The sequence below is a fragment of the Millisia brevis NBRC 105863 genome (genome assembly GCF_001552615.1).
In the GTDB taxonomy this organism is placed as follows: Bacteria; Actinomycetota; Actinomycetes; order Mycobacteriales; family Mycobacteriaceae; genus Millisia; species Millisia brevis.
This window is the reverse complement of record NZ_BCRN01000010.1, coordinates 179,326-194,011: the sequence shown is the minus strand read 5'-3', so window position 1 is coordinate 194,011 and position 14,686 is coordinate 179,326. Positions and strand designations below refer to the sequence as shown.

Sequence of the window (14,686 nt, the reverse complement as noted above, 5' to 3'; positions counted from 1 at the left end):
GATGGTGAATGTGCTACCTATCGGATCGCGAGGCGATCAGATCAGGCGAAGCGCCACGGCGTGCCGTAGGTGACCACGACGTCGCCCAGGTCGGAGGTGACCTTGACGTACGGGCGGACGCTCACGTTGCCGAGGATGTTGGTGGCGGTGCCCCAGACGTTGGACGCCTGGATCTCCGAGTGCGGTCCGGAGACGTCACCCTCGGCAACGTCGACCTCGACCAGGCCGGGGCCGGGGGTCAGGTCGACACCGATCGACGCCGACGGAAGCAGATCGTTGGTGCTCAGGGTGACACCGGAGCCGTTCGAGCCGATCGGGAACGCGAACTCGGCGCTCACGTTCGGAGTGGAGTAACCGAACGACAGGGTGCCGTTCAGGCTGCCCGGGTAACCGAACTGGTAGCCGATGGTGGCGGTGCCGGAGAAGTCCTCCGCGCCGGGGCCCTCGGCGTCAACGATCGCGCGACCGTTGTGGAACCACTCGCGGGTGAGCGGGTTACCGTCCAGCGGGGCGACGCTGTTGATGAAGGTATCGGCCTGCGAAACAGTGATCTTGGTTCCGGTGCCGTCGATGATGAAGTTCGAATCATCGATGGCCGCGGAGGCGGTGCCGTTCGCAGCGATCATGCCGAACACGGCGGCGCCGGCGACGACCGCCGCACGCATGGACTTGAGCCCCCGGCTGCGCCGCGGCTGCTGAATTACCGTCAATTTACTTCCTCATCGTTCATCATCCGCCCCGCCACTCCGGTAGCCACGAGACGCTGTCGGGTCAATCCACTCCACTGCCTCGTCCATGACCTGTGCGGCATGATCACGGCGCGACATTGCAGCGGACTGCATGTCGGACAGTGCAAGCCTCCACAGGTGCCCGAACCCTCCCGAGCCGGTACACCCGCCGAAACCTGAGGAGAAGATTAGAGGGTCACCGCTGAGGTAGCAATCCCTACGGTGTGACGAGCCGAACGTGTCGCGTCACAAGCCGACTTTTTCGGATTGCCGGGCGGCGACCGACAGAGGGCATCCCGAACGGGCGCGCAGACCGTTCCCGCGGATGAACACCGGGTAAACGCCACTCTCCGGACATCCATGACATGCGAAAAGGTAGGCCGGCGGAGACGCCGACGGGGCGCCCGTCATGGCGGGAAGGTCTCGAATCGCGATGCGTACATCTCCCCCGGGGCCATAAAACGACCCGCGGAGGGCCTCCCCCGGCAACCGGATAGGCACCGCACGGTTACCGAGCTGAGGAAAAACTGAGACCTAAGCCACATTTTTCCTGTGCCGACATTCAGTCGTTCACAGGTGATGGGGAGGGCGCTGCCGGCGGGTCCAGTCGTCGCGGTCGCGTTCGGAGCGCGCGTCGGAGCCTCGTTCGTCGCCGGTGGTGTCGGGAAGGACGGACCCGAAGATGCGGTCGAGACGGGCCCGACGGGCCGCTGCCGCCCGCGCGAGGGCCGTTTCGTCGGGCTCGGGCCGATCGTCGACGCCGTCCTCGGACGCCGCGGAACCACCGGCGGGATCGGGCCCGGCATCGGTGGCGGATGTAGCGGAGGAAGAAAGAGGAGCAGAAGAAGTAGGTAGAGAAGAGGAAACGGTGTCCGGCGACGCCGCCGAATCGTGCGGGCGGTCGTCGCCGGACACCGTTGTCAGGCTTCCAGGCCGGAGAGCTCGTCGATCACCCGCGCCGCGAGCGGCATCAGGGTGGCCATGCCGTCGCGTACGGCGGCTCGGGAGGCGGCGAGGTTGACCACCAGTGTGCTGCCCGAGACGCCGGCCAGGCCGCGGGACAGTCCCGCATCCAGCGCACCCGCGGACAGTCCGGAGGAGCGCAGCGCCTCACCGATGCCGGGCAGCTCCCGATCGAGGATCTCCGCGGTCGCGTCGGGCGTGGCGTCGCGCGGGGACACCCCGGTGCCTCCGACCGACACCACCAGATCGACACCGCCGATCACGGCAGTATTGAGTGCGTTGCGGATCGCCACCCGGTCGTTGGAGACCGCGACGACGCCGTCGACGAGGAACCCCGCCTCGAGCAGCAGTTCGGAGACCAGCGGCCCGGGGCCGGCGGAGTCGTGTCGAGCGGCGCGATCGTCGACGATCACCACGAGAGCGCGGCCGGTCACTGCGGCCTCGGCGGTAGTCATGGAAGCCACCGTATCGGTGTCGAAGCGCATCAGCGACCCCCGCTCTGGGCGGAACCCAGAGTCACCTGGACGGTATGCTGCGCGCCGCCCTGATCGGTGTACGTGACCGCGACCGAGGCGCCGGGCTGATAGGAGCGGACCGCCGCGATCAGCGCATTGGGCGAATCGATGATCCGATTGTCGAGGCGGGTGATCACCGCCCCGTTCGGGATTCCGGCCTGTTCGGCCGCGCCTCCGGGGGTGACCCCGGCGACGGTCGCGCCGGCGGTCTGGGTCTCGGGCCCACCCGACTGCACCTCGACACCGAGGACCGCCATGGTGACCTGACCGTTGTCGATCAGCTGCTGGGCGATCGCGCGGGCCTGGTCGACCGGGATCGCGAAGCCGACGCCGATCGAACCGGACTGCGATTGGCCGCCGTAGGGCGAGCCGGCCGACACGGTGGCGATCGCCGAGTTGATACCGACCAGGTTGCCGTTCATATCCACCAGTGCGCCGCCGGAGTTGCCGGGGTTGATCGCCGCGTCCGTCTGGATCGCGTCTAGCACCGTGCTCTGGTTGGAGTTGTCACCGCTGGCCGAGACCGGGCGGTTGAGCGCCGAGACGATGCCGGTGGTGACGGTGCCCGCCAGGCCGAGGGGGGAACCGACCGCGACCACCGGCTGACCGACGACGAGGTCGGCGGAGGTACCGAACTGAATCGGCGTCAGGTTGTTCTGTCCCTGCACCCGGATGACCGCGAGGTCGAAGTTGGTATCGGCGGCGACCAGCTGCGCGGGGGTGCGCGTGCCGTCCGACAGAATCACCTCGAGGCTGGCACCGGCACCGGCGCCGACGGCCACGTGGGCGTTGGTGAGGATCAGTCCGTCCGAGGAGATGATGACACCGGAACCCTCGCCGCTACCGGTCTGCCCGGTGACGTCGATCTGCACGACGCTCGGCAGGACCTTCGCGGCGACCGCCTCGACGCTGCCGGCCGCGGCCGAGCCCGCATCGGACGACGACGCGGCGGGCTGATCGAGCGAGGTCGTCACCGTCGCGGTCTCACTGGAGTTGTTGGCGACCGCGGCGCCGACCGCGCCACCGACACCACCGGCCAGCAGCGCCAGAATCAGGGCGCCGGCCGCCAGACGGCCACCGGATCGACCGCCGCCCGAGGACGGGTGCGAGGGCGTCGGCGGCTCGCCACCGGACGGGGGAACCGTGCCGCCGAAGCCCACCGGGGGAACCTGCCCCGACCCGTAACCGGCCGGACCCTGGCCCGACCCGTATCCGGCCGCAGGGGTCGCACTCGACCCGTAGCCGCCGGGCGCGGCGCTCTGCGCGGGCGCGTATCCACCGTTGGCAGCAGCCTGACCGGTCGGGTATCCACCGGCCGCGGAGCCCGGTCCGTACCCGGCCGCTGCGGGACGCTGTCCCGATCCGAACCCGCCGTCGGCGGATGTCGCTGTGGAGCCATGGGGCGCCGCGGGCGACTCGGCGGCGGTCGATGCCGTCGCCTGGTCGGCGCCGGGCACGCCCGGCTGGGTGGATCGCACTCCGTTGGCGGGGTCGCCGGTGGTCATCGAGGCCTCTGATCCTCTCGGTCACATATAGTGATGAAGACAGGCAAATCGGTCACGACGAACCGATGGGCCCGACGGCTCCGGCGCACCGGGTGTTACCGCCGAACGAACCGGGCTCGCCGACCGGCACCACACTGCTCCCGATCGCTGTGATTCCGCTGAGAAAGCGCCCGCCGTTTACTGGAAGTCCGGGACGTTCTCTCCTGGCATAACGATGCGGATCAGCGTTCCGCCCATAACGGACTCGCCGATCTCGATCGTGCCGCCGTGGTTGGTGATCACCTGTCGCACGATCGCCAGACCGAGGCCCGATCCGGGCATCGCCCGCGACGCGGTCATCCGGTAGAAGCGGTCGAAGACCAGTTCGCGTTCCTCGGCGGGGATGCCCGGCCCCGAGTCGGCGACGGTCAGTTCCAGCAGGCCATCGGCGATCTGTCGCATCCGCACCTCGACCAGGGCGCCGCTCGGACTCCACTTGGCCGCATTGTCGAGGACATTGACCACCGCGCGGACCAGGGCGTTCATATCCCCGTAGATCACCCACGGGCGCGGCTGGACGTCGAAGGCGATATCGGCGCGTCGCCGCCGGGCGCGCACCAGGCTCGCCTGGACGACCTCGGCGAGATCGACCCGCTCGAACGACACCCCGGGGGCGTCGTCCTCGGCGAGGTCCATCAGGTCGTCGACCAGGGTGGTCAGCTCGCCGATCTGACCGACCACGTCGGCCCGCAGTTCCTGCATATCGGCCTCGGGGATCTTCGCCGCGCCCGCTCGACCGGCGGCGATCAACAGTTCGATATTGGTGCGCAGCGAGGTCAGCGGGGTGCGCAGCTCGTGCCCGGCGTCGGCGACCAGCCGCGCCTGCTGCTGGCGCACCAGCGCCAATGTCTCGAGCATCGAGTTGAAGCTCGACGTCAGGCGGGCGAACTCGTCGTCGCCGGTCACCGGGATCGGGGTCAGATCATCGGCCCGCGCGACCCGCTCGGCGGCCGCGGTCAACCGGCCGACCGGTTGCAGTCCGGTACGTCCGACCGCGGTCCCGGCGATCGCCGCCAGGACCACACCGAAGCCGCCGGCGGCGAACAGCACGATCGCGAGGCGGTCGAGGACCTGCTTGGTCACCCCGAGATCCATCGCGGCCACCAGCGTCCAGCCCACGTCGGCTCGAACCGCCAGGACGCGGGTGCCATCGACGGTCCGCAGACTCTCGGGCTGCTCGCCGCGCGCTACCGCCAACTCCGGCTCCCCGATCGGGATCGTCAATCCCAGGGGTACGTCGCTGTTGCCGTCCGGATAGAGCACCGCGACGGCCACGTCCTGCTGATACATCACGGCATTGGCGAGGTCCTGCGGCCCGAGATCGCTGGGTCGGGTCTCGATCACCACCCTGCTGACCTGGCGCAACGAGCTGTCGACGTCGCCGTAGAGGGCGCGGGAGACCACGGCATAGGCCGCCATCGCCATCAGCGCGACCGCGACGGCGACCACCGTCGCGGCGAGGAGGGTCAGCCGCCACCGCAGGGGAACCGACCGGGTCAGCGGCATCGGTGGGCGAAGCTCCGATGCCCCCTTCGGCTCCGCGCGTCGCAGTGGGGCGACCATGATCAGGGCGGCGTCTCGCGCAGTACGTACCCGACACCGCGCACGGTGTGAATCAGCCGCGGCTCACCCTCGGCCTCGGTCTTGCGCCGCAGGTAGCCGACGTACACCTCCAGCGCATTGCCCGAGGTGGGAAAGTCGTAGCCCCACACCTCCTCGAGGATACGGCTGCGCGTGAGGACCCGCCGCGGGTTCATCATGAGCATCTCCATCAGGGAGAACTCGGTGCGGGTGAGGCTGATCGACCGGCTGCCGCGGGTGACCTCCCGGGTGACCGGGTCGAGCGTGAGGTCCTCGAAGGCCATCTCCTCGGAGATCGCCGGATCGGTGGTGGTGCGGCGCAGCAGGGCCCGCAGCCGCGCGAGCAACTCCTCGAGCGCAAACGGCTTGGGCAGATAGTCGTCGGCACCGGCGTCGAGGCCGACCACCCGTTCGGAGATCGAGTCGCGGGCGGTCAGGATCAGGATCGGCAGGTCGTCGCCGGCGCTGCGCAGTCGACGGCAGACCTCCAGGCCGTCCATGCGCGGCATCATCACGTCGAGCACCAGGGCATCCGGGCGGTTGTGCTCGACCCGGCCGAGCGCTTCGACCCCGTCACCGGCCAGATCGACGGTGTAGCCGTTGAACGTCAACGATCGGCGCAGCGATTCGCGGACCGCCCGATCGTCGTCGGTGACCAAGATGCGCATACCCACAAGGTTCTCAGTCGGATGTCCGATTGGTCGCCTGCACCCCCGCGAAACGCCGATGGCCGGGCCGGGACGGCGCCCAACGAGTGTCGGAGAGGCACCCTATTCGGGCACGACGCCCGGAATCGGGGCACGACACATACTCGCCCGCACGGCTCACCTCGCGGAAACGGCGGCCTTCGCCACCTATCGTGGGTCCACTATGCGCGCGACGATCGTCCGGATCGGACAGCTGTTCTCGCGGCCCGTGGGGGTGATACCCCTGCTGGCCGTGCCCCTCGTCGCGGGCGGACTCTACGGGCTCGCGGCCGATGTCGGCGAGGTGCCCGCCGGGGACTATCGCGCCGCGCCGGCCGCGTCGGTCACCACGAACAGCGATCCCGCGGCGGCCGCTCGCGCGGCCCTCGACCGCGCCGAGATCCCCCTCGGCCTGCTCGAATCGGGCTTCGACAAACTCAACGACGGCGCCGCTCAGCTCAACGACGGCGCCGGCGAGATGGCCTCCGGCCTCGATCGCGCCGCTGCGGGCGGCACCGAGCTGTCGAATGGCATCACCCGGCTCGACAACGGGCTCGGGGAGATCGGCGACGGGTCCGCCCGGCTCAACGACGGAGTGTCGGCACTGGTGGACGCCCTGTCCGGGGTCGCCGCCGTCCAGGGCCAGGTCGTCCAGATTCTGACCGATTCGATCGACGACTTGTCGACGGTCGACGACGAGGCCGCCCGGCGGGCGGTCGACCAGCTCACCGCGCTGCGCGACGTCGTCCAAGCCAACGGCATGCAGGACCTGCCCGCCCGCCTCGAGGAGTTGCGGGCCGGCTCGCAGGAGCTCACCTATCAGCTCGACGACCCGTCGTCGCCCTTCGCGGGCGGCCTGCGGCGCGCGACCGACGGGGCCGCACAATTGCGCGACGGCCTGGTCGCCCTGGACGACGGCGGCCGGCGGCTGACGGACGGGACCAACGAGTTGGTGACGCGCGTCGATCCGGTCGACGGTGTGCTCGCCTCGCTGTCCTCCGCGATCGACGACGCGCGCGCCGCGCTGCCGGCCGACGACTCGGCCGGGTCGCAACCGGCGAGCGCTCCCGCCGCAGTCGTCTCCCGTGCCCTCGCGCCCGGTTTCCCGATCGCCGTGCTGATCCTGATCGGAGCGACGCTGGCCGCCGCGTCCGGTAGCCGGACCGGCACCCGCGCGCTGCTGCCCGCGGCTCTGACCGCCGTCTGCGGGTGGATCACCCTGATCGGTTCCGGGTGGGCGACCACGCCGGCGGCCCTCGCGACCGCGGCGGGTGTGATCGTGCTGGCGACCGCGGCGATCACCGCGGCCACCGCGGCGCTGATCGCGGCGGTCGGCCGGACCCGCGGACGCTGGATCGCGGCGATCCTCGTGTTGGTTCAGGTTCTGATCGCGGCGATCGCCGCCGCCGGTGACGACCGCGCCGCCGGGATCATGTCGCTGTTCACCCCGATCGGCTGGTTGATCGCCGGGCTGTCCGCGGTCGCCGCCCAGGCCCCGATGCACGACCTCGCGGTGCCGGTCCTGGTCTTCGGGACCGCACTGGCGATCGGGCTGTCGATCCTGGCGGCGGCTCGCTCGGGTACCGCCGCGGACGACGAGGATCAGGCCGCGCCGGCCGACTCCGAAGCGGACCCGACACCGGCGCCGATCGACGCCACCGACGATGCGGACGACGCCGACGACCTCGACACCACCGCCGCGGATGCGGTCGCCCTCGTCTCGGCGGGCCGGGCTCCCGACTCGGCGGCGGAACCGGCCACGACCTCCACAGATAGAGTTGACTCCAACTCGGTCGAGCCTGTATAACCGGACCATCGGACCGGCAATTCGTCCGATACCCGACCGCAGGTGTAGTCGATTCGCGCGGTTGGTTCATTCCCACCTCGCTCGAAATATTCGTTACGGCATCGTAATCAGCAGCGCTCGACCGTAACGACGCAACACTCCAGACTCTTTGGCACGGGCACTCGATGGGGGGTATCTCATGACCGCTGCCATGCATAGCCGCAAGCCCGATCTCGATCGGCCGGACGCACTGGTCGATACGCGAAGCGGTGGACTGATTGTTCTGTTGCTCTCGATGCTGATGGTGGCCGGCACCGCGCTGGCCGTTCTCGGTTCCGGGGCGATCGCCCTACTTGTCGCGGTCGGGGTTGTCGCGTTCGTCATTCTGGCGGCCGCGGCGATCTGACCACGGTGCCGGGTGGGCGGTCGATCGCCCACTCGGCGCCGGGGCAAACGGACTCTATGTCCTTGCTGTGAATCCACAACACGACGAGCCCGGCCTTCCGTTCCGGACTACCGTGGCTGTTATGCGTTTCGTGATGCTCGGAATGCTTGTCTGCGTGTTGGCCGGATGTGCCGCCAACGCGACGTCGAACCAGGACTCCGGCACCGCCGCGATGGCGTTGAACGACGGTCTGTCGACGAACGGCGGGCCCGATACCGTCGAGCCGACCCGGGTACCGGCCGATAACGTCGGCACGATCATCGGTGTCGGCCAGCTCGTCGACGACCGGACCGTCCCCTTCTCCTCGTGGAGCGAGCTGGCGGGCAATCAGATAGCGATCCACTTCACCTCCGGCAGCCCGGCCTGTTTCGGCGCGGACGCCGGGGTGCAGGAAACCCCGTCCACCGTGACGATCACGGTGCGGACCGGTCGCCTGGCGACCGCGCTCGATCACCCCTGCCTGATGGTCGCGTCCTATTCGACGCTGGTGGTCAACCTCTCGCAGCCGGTCGGCGACCGCGAGGTGCTCTCCGGCCGCTAACTTCGCGTCGGCTCGGCCCGGACCCGCGCAGACGCCGAGAGCCGGCCTGCGCAGAGAGCTGCGGAGCTACCGCCGCCGGCTGGTCAGATAGTCGGCGACCACTGCGGCGCCCAGACCGTCCAGATCCGGCGCGACCACCCGTCCGTGCGCCCGCCGCGCCATATCGTCGACGATGCGGGCGAGCACCGGATGGTCGCCGAGCCGGAAGATCGTGACGTGCGCGTTCATCCGCGCCATCGCCTCCAGCTCCCCCACCGTCAGCGCGTAGGTGCGCTCGGTGGTCGGATATCCGAAGTAGGCGTGGCCGTCCGGTTCGAGATGGGCGGTCGGCTCGCCGTCGGTCACGATCATCACCACCGGCTGGGCGCCGGGGAAACGCCGCAGGTGGCGGGCCGCCAACAGCAGCGCGTGGTGCAGATTGGTCCCCTGATCCCAGACCCCGTCGAGACCGGCGAGCTCCGGCGCGGTCAGTACCTGTGCGGTGCGACCGAAACCGATCAGCTGTAGCGCGTCGCCCCGAAATCGGGTGCTGACCAGGTGATTGAGCGCCAGGGCGGTGCGCTTCATCGGCACCCACCGGCCCTCCATCACCATCGAGAAGGACGTGTCGACCAGTAGCGCCACGGCCGCGCGGGTGCGGATCTCGGTCTCGACGACCTCGACGTCGGAGACCTGCAGGCGAATCCGCCCGTCCACCGGCCGGACTCGATCGGCCCCGTTGCGCGGGCCGGCGTCGATGCTCGTGCGCAGGACGGCGTTGGTGATCGTGCGGGTGACGTCCCAGGGCTCGGTATCGCCGAACTCCCACGGGCGGCTCGCCCCGGTCGGCTCGCCGGTGCCCCCGGTCAGCCGGGTATCGCGCGCCCCGGGCCGCTGATCGGTGCCGCCGACGATGTCGCGCAGCATCGCCTGGCCGAGTACCCGCATCGCCTTCGGGGACAGCCGCCACTGGCCGTCCGCCCCGCGGTCGAGGTAGCCCTGCTGCTGCAGCGCCCGCTCGAGGTCGGACAGCGTGCGCAGGGACACCCCGGCCTCTTCACCGAGCTGGCGAATCAGGCCCTCGGCGTCGATATCGTCGAGTTGCGCACCCGGATACTGCTGGGCGAGCTGCTCCCCCAGCCGTTCGAGTTCGGCGATGTCCTGCAGCGCCCCGGTGCCGTCGCCGAGACCGAGTCCCTGCTCGCCGCGGAAGGTCCGCGAGCCGTCCCAGTCGGCTTCGGGCCGCGCCTCGCGCAGCGCGGCGTCCAACCGGTCGAGTTCACCCATCAGATCCGGGGTGCCGAAGGCCTGGGCGGCGAGGGCGTCGAGTTCGGCGCGCTGCTCGTCGGTCAACGAATTGCGCAGCCGCGCCGCGGCGGAGGCCCGCTCGGCGAGGGCGTCGATCAGCTCCTCGATATTCTTGGGGCGCTCCGGGAAGAACTGGCCGTGTTTGCGCATGAAGTCGGAGAACTGCCGATCGACGTCCGGTTCCCCGCGGCCGTGCGCCTCGAGCAGCGCGTTCAGGTCGCGCATCATCTCGACCACGCGCTCGCGGTCGGCGTCGGTGGCGCCTTCCAGGGCCTTCTTCATCCCGGTGAACCGCTGGTCGAGGACCTCACGGCCGAGCAGGTCGCGGATCTGTTCGTAGTCGCGCCGGGCGGCGTCACTGCGCCACTGGTAGGACGACAGCTCGCTGACGGCGGCGGCGGTCGACGGCGGCAGCTGTTCGAGCTGCATCTCCGCGAAGCGGGCGTTGTCGTCCAGATCGCGGGCCAACTGCTTGCGCTCCTCGAGGACCGCGCGGTCGAGCAGTTCGCGCACCTTCTCCAGGGTGCCGCCGAGGTTATTGCGTTCCAGCAATTCCCGGCGACGTCGGGCGGCTTGGCGGGCCAGTTCGTCCAGCCCGGTGGTGCCGTCGGTACCGCGGCGCAGCATCTCGCGCATCGCGCGGCGCGGCGACGACCCCTCGAGGACCTCGCGGCCGATCGCGTCGAGGGCGTCGCGCAGATCGAGCGGTGGGGTCAGCGGGTCGGGCCCGCCGCTGTAGCGCGCATAACGGGTGCGATTGGTGCGGGTCCGATCCCGGCCGCGACCCGACGGCGTATCTGCCATGGCGTTCTCCTGTCCGAACGGCCGGCCGCGGCGATCAGCCGTAGACGGTCTCCCCGTCGGCACCGATGTCCTTGCCGATGCGGCGGGCGAGATAGAGACCTTCGAGAGCGAGTTCGACCGCCGACGCGCGTTCGCCGTCGGTGCGCGCGTCGAGACGGTCGGCGACCTGCGCGACGACCTCGACATTCGGGATCGCCGCCAACAGCGCCTTGGCGGTCACCCCGTCACCGGTGACGATCGGTTCCCCGGCGTCGATCGCCGCGACCAGGGGGCCCAGGTCGAGCCCGGCGAGCCGTTCGCGTGCGGTCTCGGCGGTCGCCACCCGCAGCAGGTGGGTGAGCACCTCGGTCTCGCGGCCCTCCTCACCCGATTCGAATTCGACCTTGCCGCGCAGGACGCCGATCACGCCGGCGAGGTCGACCGGCCGGGCGACCGGGTCCGCCTCGTCGAGGATCGTGCTGCGATGCAGGGCCGACGCGGCGACGGTCTCGGCCGCCGCGACCGCGAAGCGCGCCGACACGCCGGAGCGCTGATCGACCGACGGCGACTCGCGCAGCGCCCGGGTGAACCGCGAGAGGATCTCGACCAGGTGGCTCGGCACCTCGGCCCGCAGCTGCGCCTCCTGCTCGATCACCGCGATCTCGTCGTCCAGCGCCAGCGGATAGTGGGTGCGGATCTCGGCGCCGAAGCGGTCCTTGAGCGGGGTGATGATCCGGCCGCGGTTGGTGTAGTCCTCCGGGTTGGCGCTGGCCACCAGCAGGATGTCCAGGGGGAGCCGGATCGTATAACCGCGGATCTGGATATCCCGTTCCTCCATGACGTTGAGCAACGCCACCTGGATGCGCTCGGCCAGGTCGGGAAGTTCGTTGATCGCGACGATGCCGCGATGAGCGCGCGGTACCAGTCCGAAGTGAATCGTCTCCGGGTCGCCGAGGCTGCGTCCCTCGGCGATCTTCGCCGGGTCGACGTCGCCGATCAGGTCGGCCACCGAGGTGTCCGGGGTGGCGAGCTTCTCGGTATACCGCTCGCTGCGATGCCGCCAGGCGACCGGCAGATCATCGCCGAGTTCGCGGGCGCGGCGGATCGACGACGGGGTGATCGGCTCGTACGGGTGCTCGCCGATCTCCGATCCCTCGATCACCGGTGTCCACTCGTCGAGCAGGCCGACCATCGTGCGCAGCAGCCGGGTCTTGCCCTGGCCGCGTTCGCCGAGCAGCACGACGTCGTGTCCGGCGATCAGGGCCCGTTCGAGTTGCGGCAGGACGGTGGTCTCGAACCCGACGATCCCCGGCCACGGATCCTCGCCCGCGCGCAGCGCCCGCAGCAGGTTCGTGCGCATCTCGTCCTCGAGGGACTGCGCGACGTGCCCGGAGGCACGCAGCGCACCCACCGTGGTCGGACGATCGGTCGCGTTGTCCGTCGGGCTGTCGGTGCTGTCCACGCTGCTCACCGCATCAACGCTACGTACCCTCGGGGCGGCCCGCCACGCGGGCGAAACCGACCCGAGGGCCGCAAGTGGTCGACGGGTCAGTGCGCGAAGTGCCGGGCGCCGGTCAGATACATCGTCACGCCGGCGCGGTTGGCCGCCTCGATCGACAGATCGTCGCGCACCGAGCCGCCCGGCTGGACGACCGCGGTGACCCCGGCGTCGAGCAGGGCTTCGAGCCCGTCCGGGAAGGGGAAGAAGGCGTCGGAGGCGGCGACCGATCCCGCGGCCCGATCCCCGGCGCGCTGGACGGCCAGATGGGCGGAGTCGACCCGGTTGACCTGGCCCATTCCGACACCGACCGAGGCGCCGTCCTTCGCGAGCAGGATCGCGTTCGACTTGACCGCGCGGCAGGCCCGCCAGGCGAAGGCGAGGTCGGCCAGGACCGCCTCGTCGACCGCCGGTCCGGCGGCGAGCGTCCAGTTGGCCGGGTCGTCGCCGGGGGCGTCGAGCACGTCGCGCTGCTGCAGCAGGGTGCCACCGGAGATCGGCCGCAATTCGGCACCGCCGCGCTGCGGCGGGGCGGCGACCAGCAGCCGAATATTCTTCTTACGGCTGAGAATCTCGGCCGCCCCGTCGGCGTAACCGGGGGCGATCACGACCTCGGTGAAGATCTCCGCGACCTGCTCGGCCATCTCGACCGAGACCTCGCGGTTGGTGGCGATCACGCCGCCGAACGCGCTGACCGGGTCGCAGGCGTGCGCCTTGCGGTGGGCCGCGGCGATCGACTCGTCGAGATCGATCGCGATACCGCACGGGTTGGCGTGCTTGATGATCGCGACGCAGGCGGCCTCGTGGTCCCACGCGGCCCGCCAGGCGGCGTCCGCGTCGGTGTAGTTGTTGTACGACATCTCCTTGCCGTGCAACTGCTCGGCCTGCGCCAGACCCCGGGCGCCGTAGGTCGACTCGTAGAGCGCCGCCCCCTGGTGCGGGTTCTCGCCGTAGCGCAGCACCGCCGAGCGCCGCCAGACCGCACCCATCCACGCCGGGAAGGCGACGTCGCCGTGGTCGATCACGCTGGTGAACCAGGACGCGACGGCGATGTCGTATTCGGCGGTGTGCTGGAACGCCTTGGCGGCCAGGGCGGCCCGCTCGGCGAGGGTGAAGCCGCCGTCGGTGACCGCGCGGCCGATCTCGGCGTAGTCGGCGGGATCGACGACCACGGAGACCGAGGCGAAGTTCTTGGCCGAGGCGCGCACCATCGACGGGCCGCCGATGTCGATCTGCTCGACGCATTCCTCCTGGCTGGCGCCGGAGGCGACCGTGGAGGTGAACGGGTAGAGGTTGACCACGACCAGTTCGAAGGGGGCGATGTCGTGCTCGGCGAGGGTCTCGATGTGCTCGGGATTGCGCGTATCGGCGAGCAGTCCGGCGTGCACCCGCGGATGCAGGGTCTTGACCCGACCGCCGAGGATCTCGGGGAAGCCGGTGACCGAGTCGACCGCGGTGACCGGCACGCCGGATTCCGCGATGCGCGCCGCGGTCGAGCCGGTCGAGACGATCTCGACGCCCGCGGCGTGCAGGCTCGCGGCCAGTGCGGTGAGGCCTGCCTTGTCGTAGACGCTGATCAGCGCGCGACGGATCGGGCGCCGACCGGCGGTCGCGGTCGTGGTGGAGGAGAGCGCTTCATTCACGAGCTATTCGTGCCTTTCGTCCTTCGATCGTCACGCCGTGGGCGGCGATACCCGCCACGACGTCGACCAGCAGTCGCCGCTCGACGGTCTTGATCCGTTCGTGCAGAGTCTCGCGGGTGTCGTCGTCGTGTACGACCACCGCCTCCTGGGCCAGAATCGGTCCGGTGTCCACGCCCTCGTCGACGAGGTGAATCGTCGAACCGGACACCCTGGCACCGTAGGCCAGCGCATCGGCGACCGCGCGATCACCGGGGAACGCCGGCAGCAGGGCCGGGTGGGTGTTGACGATCCGTTCGGCGAATCGGCCGACGAAGGCCGGTCCCAGGATGCGCATGAACCCCGCCGAGATCACCCAGTCGGGCCGGTGGGCGTCGACGGTCTCGATCAGGCGGTCGTTCCAGGCGGGGCGGTCGACGCTGTCGGCGGGGGCCACGATCGTCGCGGGGATCGAGGCCTTCTCCGCGCGCCGCAGTCCGAAGCAGTCGCGGTCGGCGATCACGGCGACCACCCGAGCCGGGTAGTCGACGTCGGCGGCGGCGTCGAGGACGGCCTGCAACAACGAGCCGTCACCGGAGACGAGAACCACGATCCGGGACCGGTCGGCGGGCGATGCGGACAGCTCGATTTCTCCTGCGGGACATGGGCGCTGTGCGCCGCGCGGACTGCACGCGGCTGTCGGCCGCATC

Annotated in this window: 13 protein-coding genes; 3 read left to right on the top strand and 10 right to left on the bottom strand. The window is 70.2% G+C overall.

What is annotated here, in order from left to right; genetic code table 11:
- Positions 1 to 41 precede the first annotated feature (41 nt).
- The 6 genes from MB1_RS15530 to MB1_RS15510 all read right to left on the bottom strand — a co-directional run bounded on the left by MB1_RS15530 (position 42) and on the right by MB1_RS15510 (position 5,999).
- Positions 42 to 710 (bottom strand): MspA family porin, encoded by a 669-nt coding sequence (locus tag MB1_RS15530; protein WP_084351883.1) that lies wholly within the window; start codon positions 708 to 710, stop codon positions 42 to 44.
- 588 nt (positions 711 to 1,298) lie between these two features.
- Positions 1,299 to 1,643 carry a hypothetical protein gene (locus MB1_RS25170; protein ID WP_084351881.1) on the bottom strand — a complete coding sequence of 115 codons (345 nt, stop codon included), beginning with the start codon at positions 1,641 to 1,643 and terminating at the stop codon, positions 1,299 to 1,301.
- A gap of 5 nt (positions 1,644 to 1,648) precedes the next feature.
- Positions 1,649 to 2,176 carry a MogA/MoaB family molybdenum cofactor biosynthesis protein gene (locus MB1_RS15525; RefSeq protein ID WP_084351879.1) on the bottom strand — a complete coding sequence of 176 codons (528 nt, stop codon included), beginning with the start codon at positions 2,174 to 2,176 and terminating at the stop codon, positions 1,649 to 1,651.
- Positions 2,176 to 3,711 carry a S1C family serine protease gene (locus MB1_RS15520; RefSeq protein WP_084351877.1) on the bottom strand — a complete coding sequence of 512 codons (1,536 nt, stop codon included), beginning with the start codon at positions 3,709 to 3,711 and terminating at the stop codon, positions 2,176 to 2,178. The genes MB1_RS15525 and MB1_RS15520 overlap by 1 nt, the downstream gene beginning before the upstream one ends.
- A gap of 177 nt (positions 3,712 to 3,888) precedes the next feature.
- Positions 3,889 to 5,313, bottom strand: a complete 1,425-nt coding sequence (locus MB1_RS15515) for a HAMP domain-containing sensor histidine kinase (protein ID WP_066909043.1) — start codon at positions 5,311 to 5,313, stop codon at positions 3,889 to 3,891.
- A 2-nt stretch (positions 5,314 to 5,315) separates the two neighbouring features.
- Positions 5,316 to 5,999 carry a response regulator transcription factor gene (locus MB1_RS15510; RefSeq protein WP_066909040.1) on the bottom strand — a complete coding sequence of 228 codons (684 nt, stop codon included), beginning with the start codon at positions 5,997 to 5,999 and terminating at the stop codon, positions 5,316 to 5,318.
- A gap of 202 nt (positions 6,000 to 6,201) precedes the next feature.
- Here MB1_RS15510 and MB1_RS15505 point away from each other — a divergent pair, with 202 nt between their 5' ends.
- The 3 genes from MB1_RS15505 to MB1_RS15495 all read left to right on the top strand — a co-directional run bounded on the left by MB1_RS15505 (position 6,202) and on the right by MB1_RS15495 (position 8,789).
- A complete protein-coding gene (locus tag MB1_RS15505) occupies positions 6,202 to 7,824 on the top strand; it encodes a hypothetical protein (RefSeq protein WP_066909037.1) in 1,623 nt (540 codons plus the stop codon).
- Positions 7,825 to 8,002: 178 nt separating this feature from the next.
- The gene (locus MB1_RS15500) at positions 8,003 to 8,209 is read left to right on the top strand and encodes a hypothetical protein (protein WP_066909034.1); all 207 of its coding nucleotides are present in this window, start codon (positions 8,003 to 8,005) and stop codon (positions 8,207 to 8,209) included.
- A gap of 121 nt (positions 8,210 to 8,330) precedes the next feature.
- Entirely contained in the window at positions 8,331 to 8,789 is a 459-nt protein-coding gene (locus MB1_RS15495) for a hypothetical protein (protein WP_066909031.1), read from the top strand.
- A 66-nt stretch (positions 8,790 to 8,855) separates the two neighbouring features.
- Here the strand turns inward: MB1_RS15495 and MB1_RS15490 are convergent, their stop codons facing one another.
- The 4 genes from MB1_RS15490 to purN form a co-directional block, all read right to left on the bottom strand.
- On the bottom strand, positions 8,856 to 10,880 hold the full coding sequence (locus MB1_RS15490) for a vWA domain-containing protein (RefSeq protein WP_066909027.1): 2,025 nt from the start codon (positions 10,878 to 10,880) through the stop codon (positions 8,856 to 8,858).
- A 34-nt stretch (positions 10,881 to 10,914) separates the two neighbouring features.
- Positions 10,915 to 12,330 (bottom strand): ATP-binding protein, encoded by a 1,416-nt coding sequence (locus MB1_RS15485; RefSeq protein ID WP_439646950.1) that lies wholly within the window; start codon positions 12,328 to 12,330, stop codon positions 10,915 to 10,917.
- 77 nt (positions 12,331 to 12,407) lie between these two features.
- A complete protein-coding gene (gene purH / locus MB1_RS15480) occupies positions 12,408 to 14,000 on the bottom strand; it encodes a bifunctional phosphoribosylaminoimidazolecarboxamide formyltransferase/IMP cyclohydrolase (RefSeq protein WP_066909021.1) in 1,593 nt (530 codons plus the stop codon).
- On the bottom strand, positions 13,993 to 14,685 hold the full coding sequence (gene purN, locus MB1_RS15475; protein WP_084351873.1) for a phosphoribosylglycinamide formyltransferase: 693 nt from the start codon (positions 14,683 to 14,685) through the stop codon (positions 13,993 to 13,995). Before purN ends, purH begins: the two co-directional genes overlap by 8 nt.
- Between the last annotated feature and the right edge of the window lies 1 nt (position 14,686).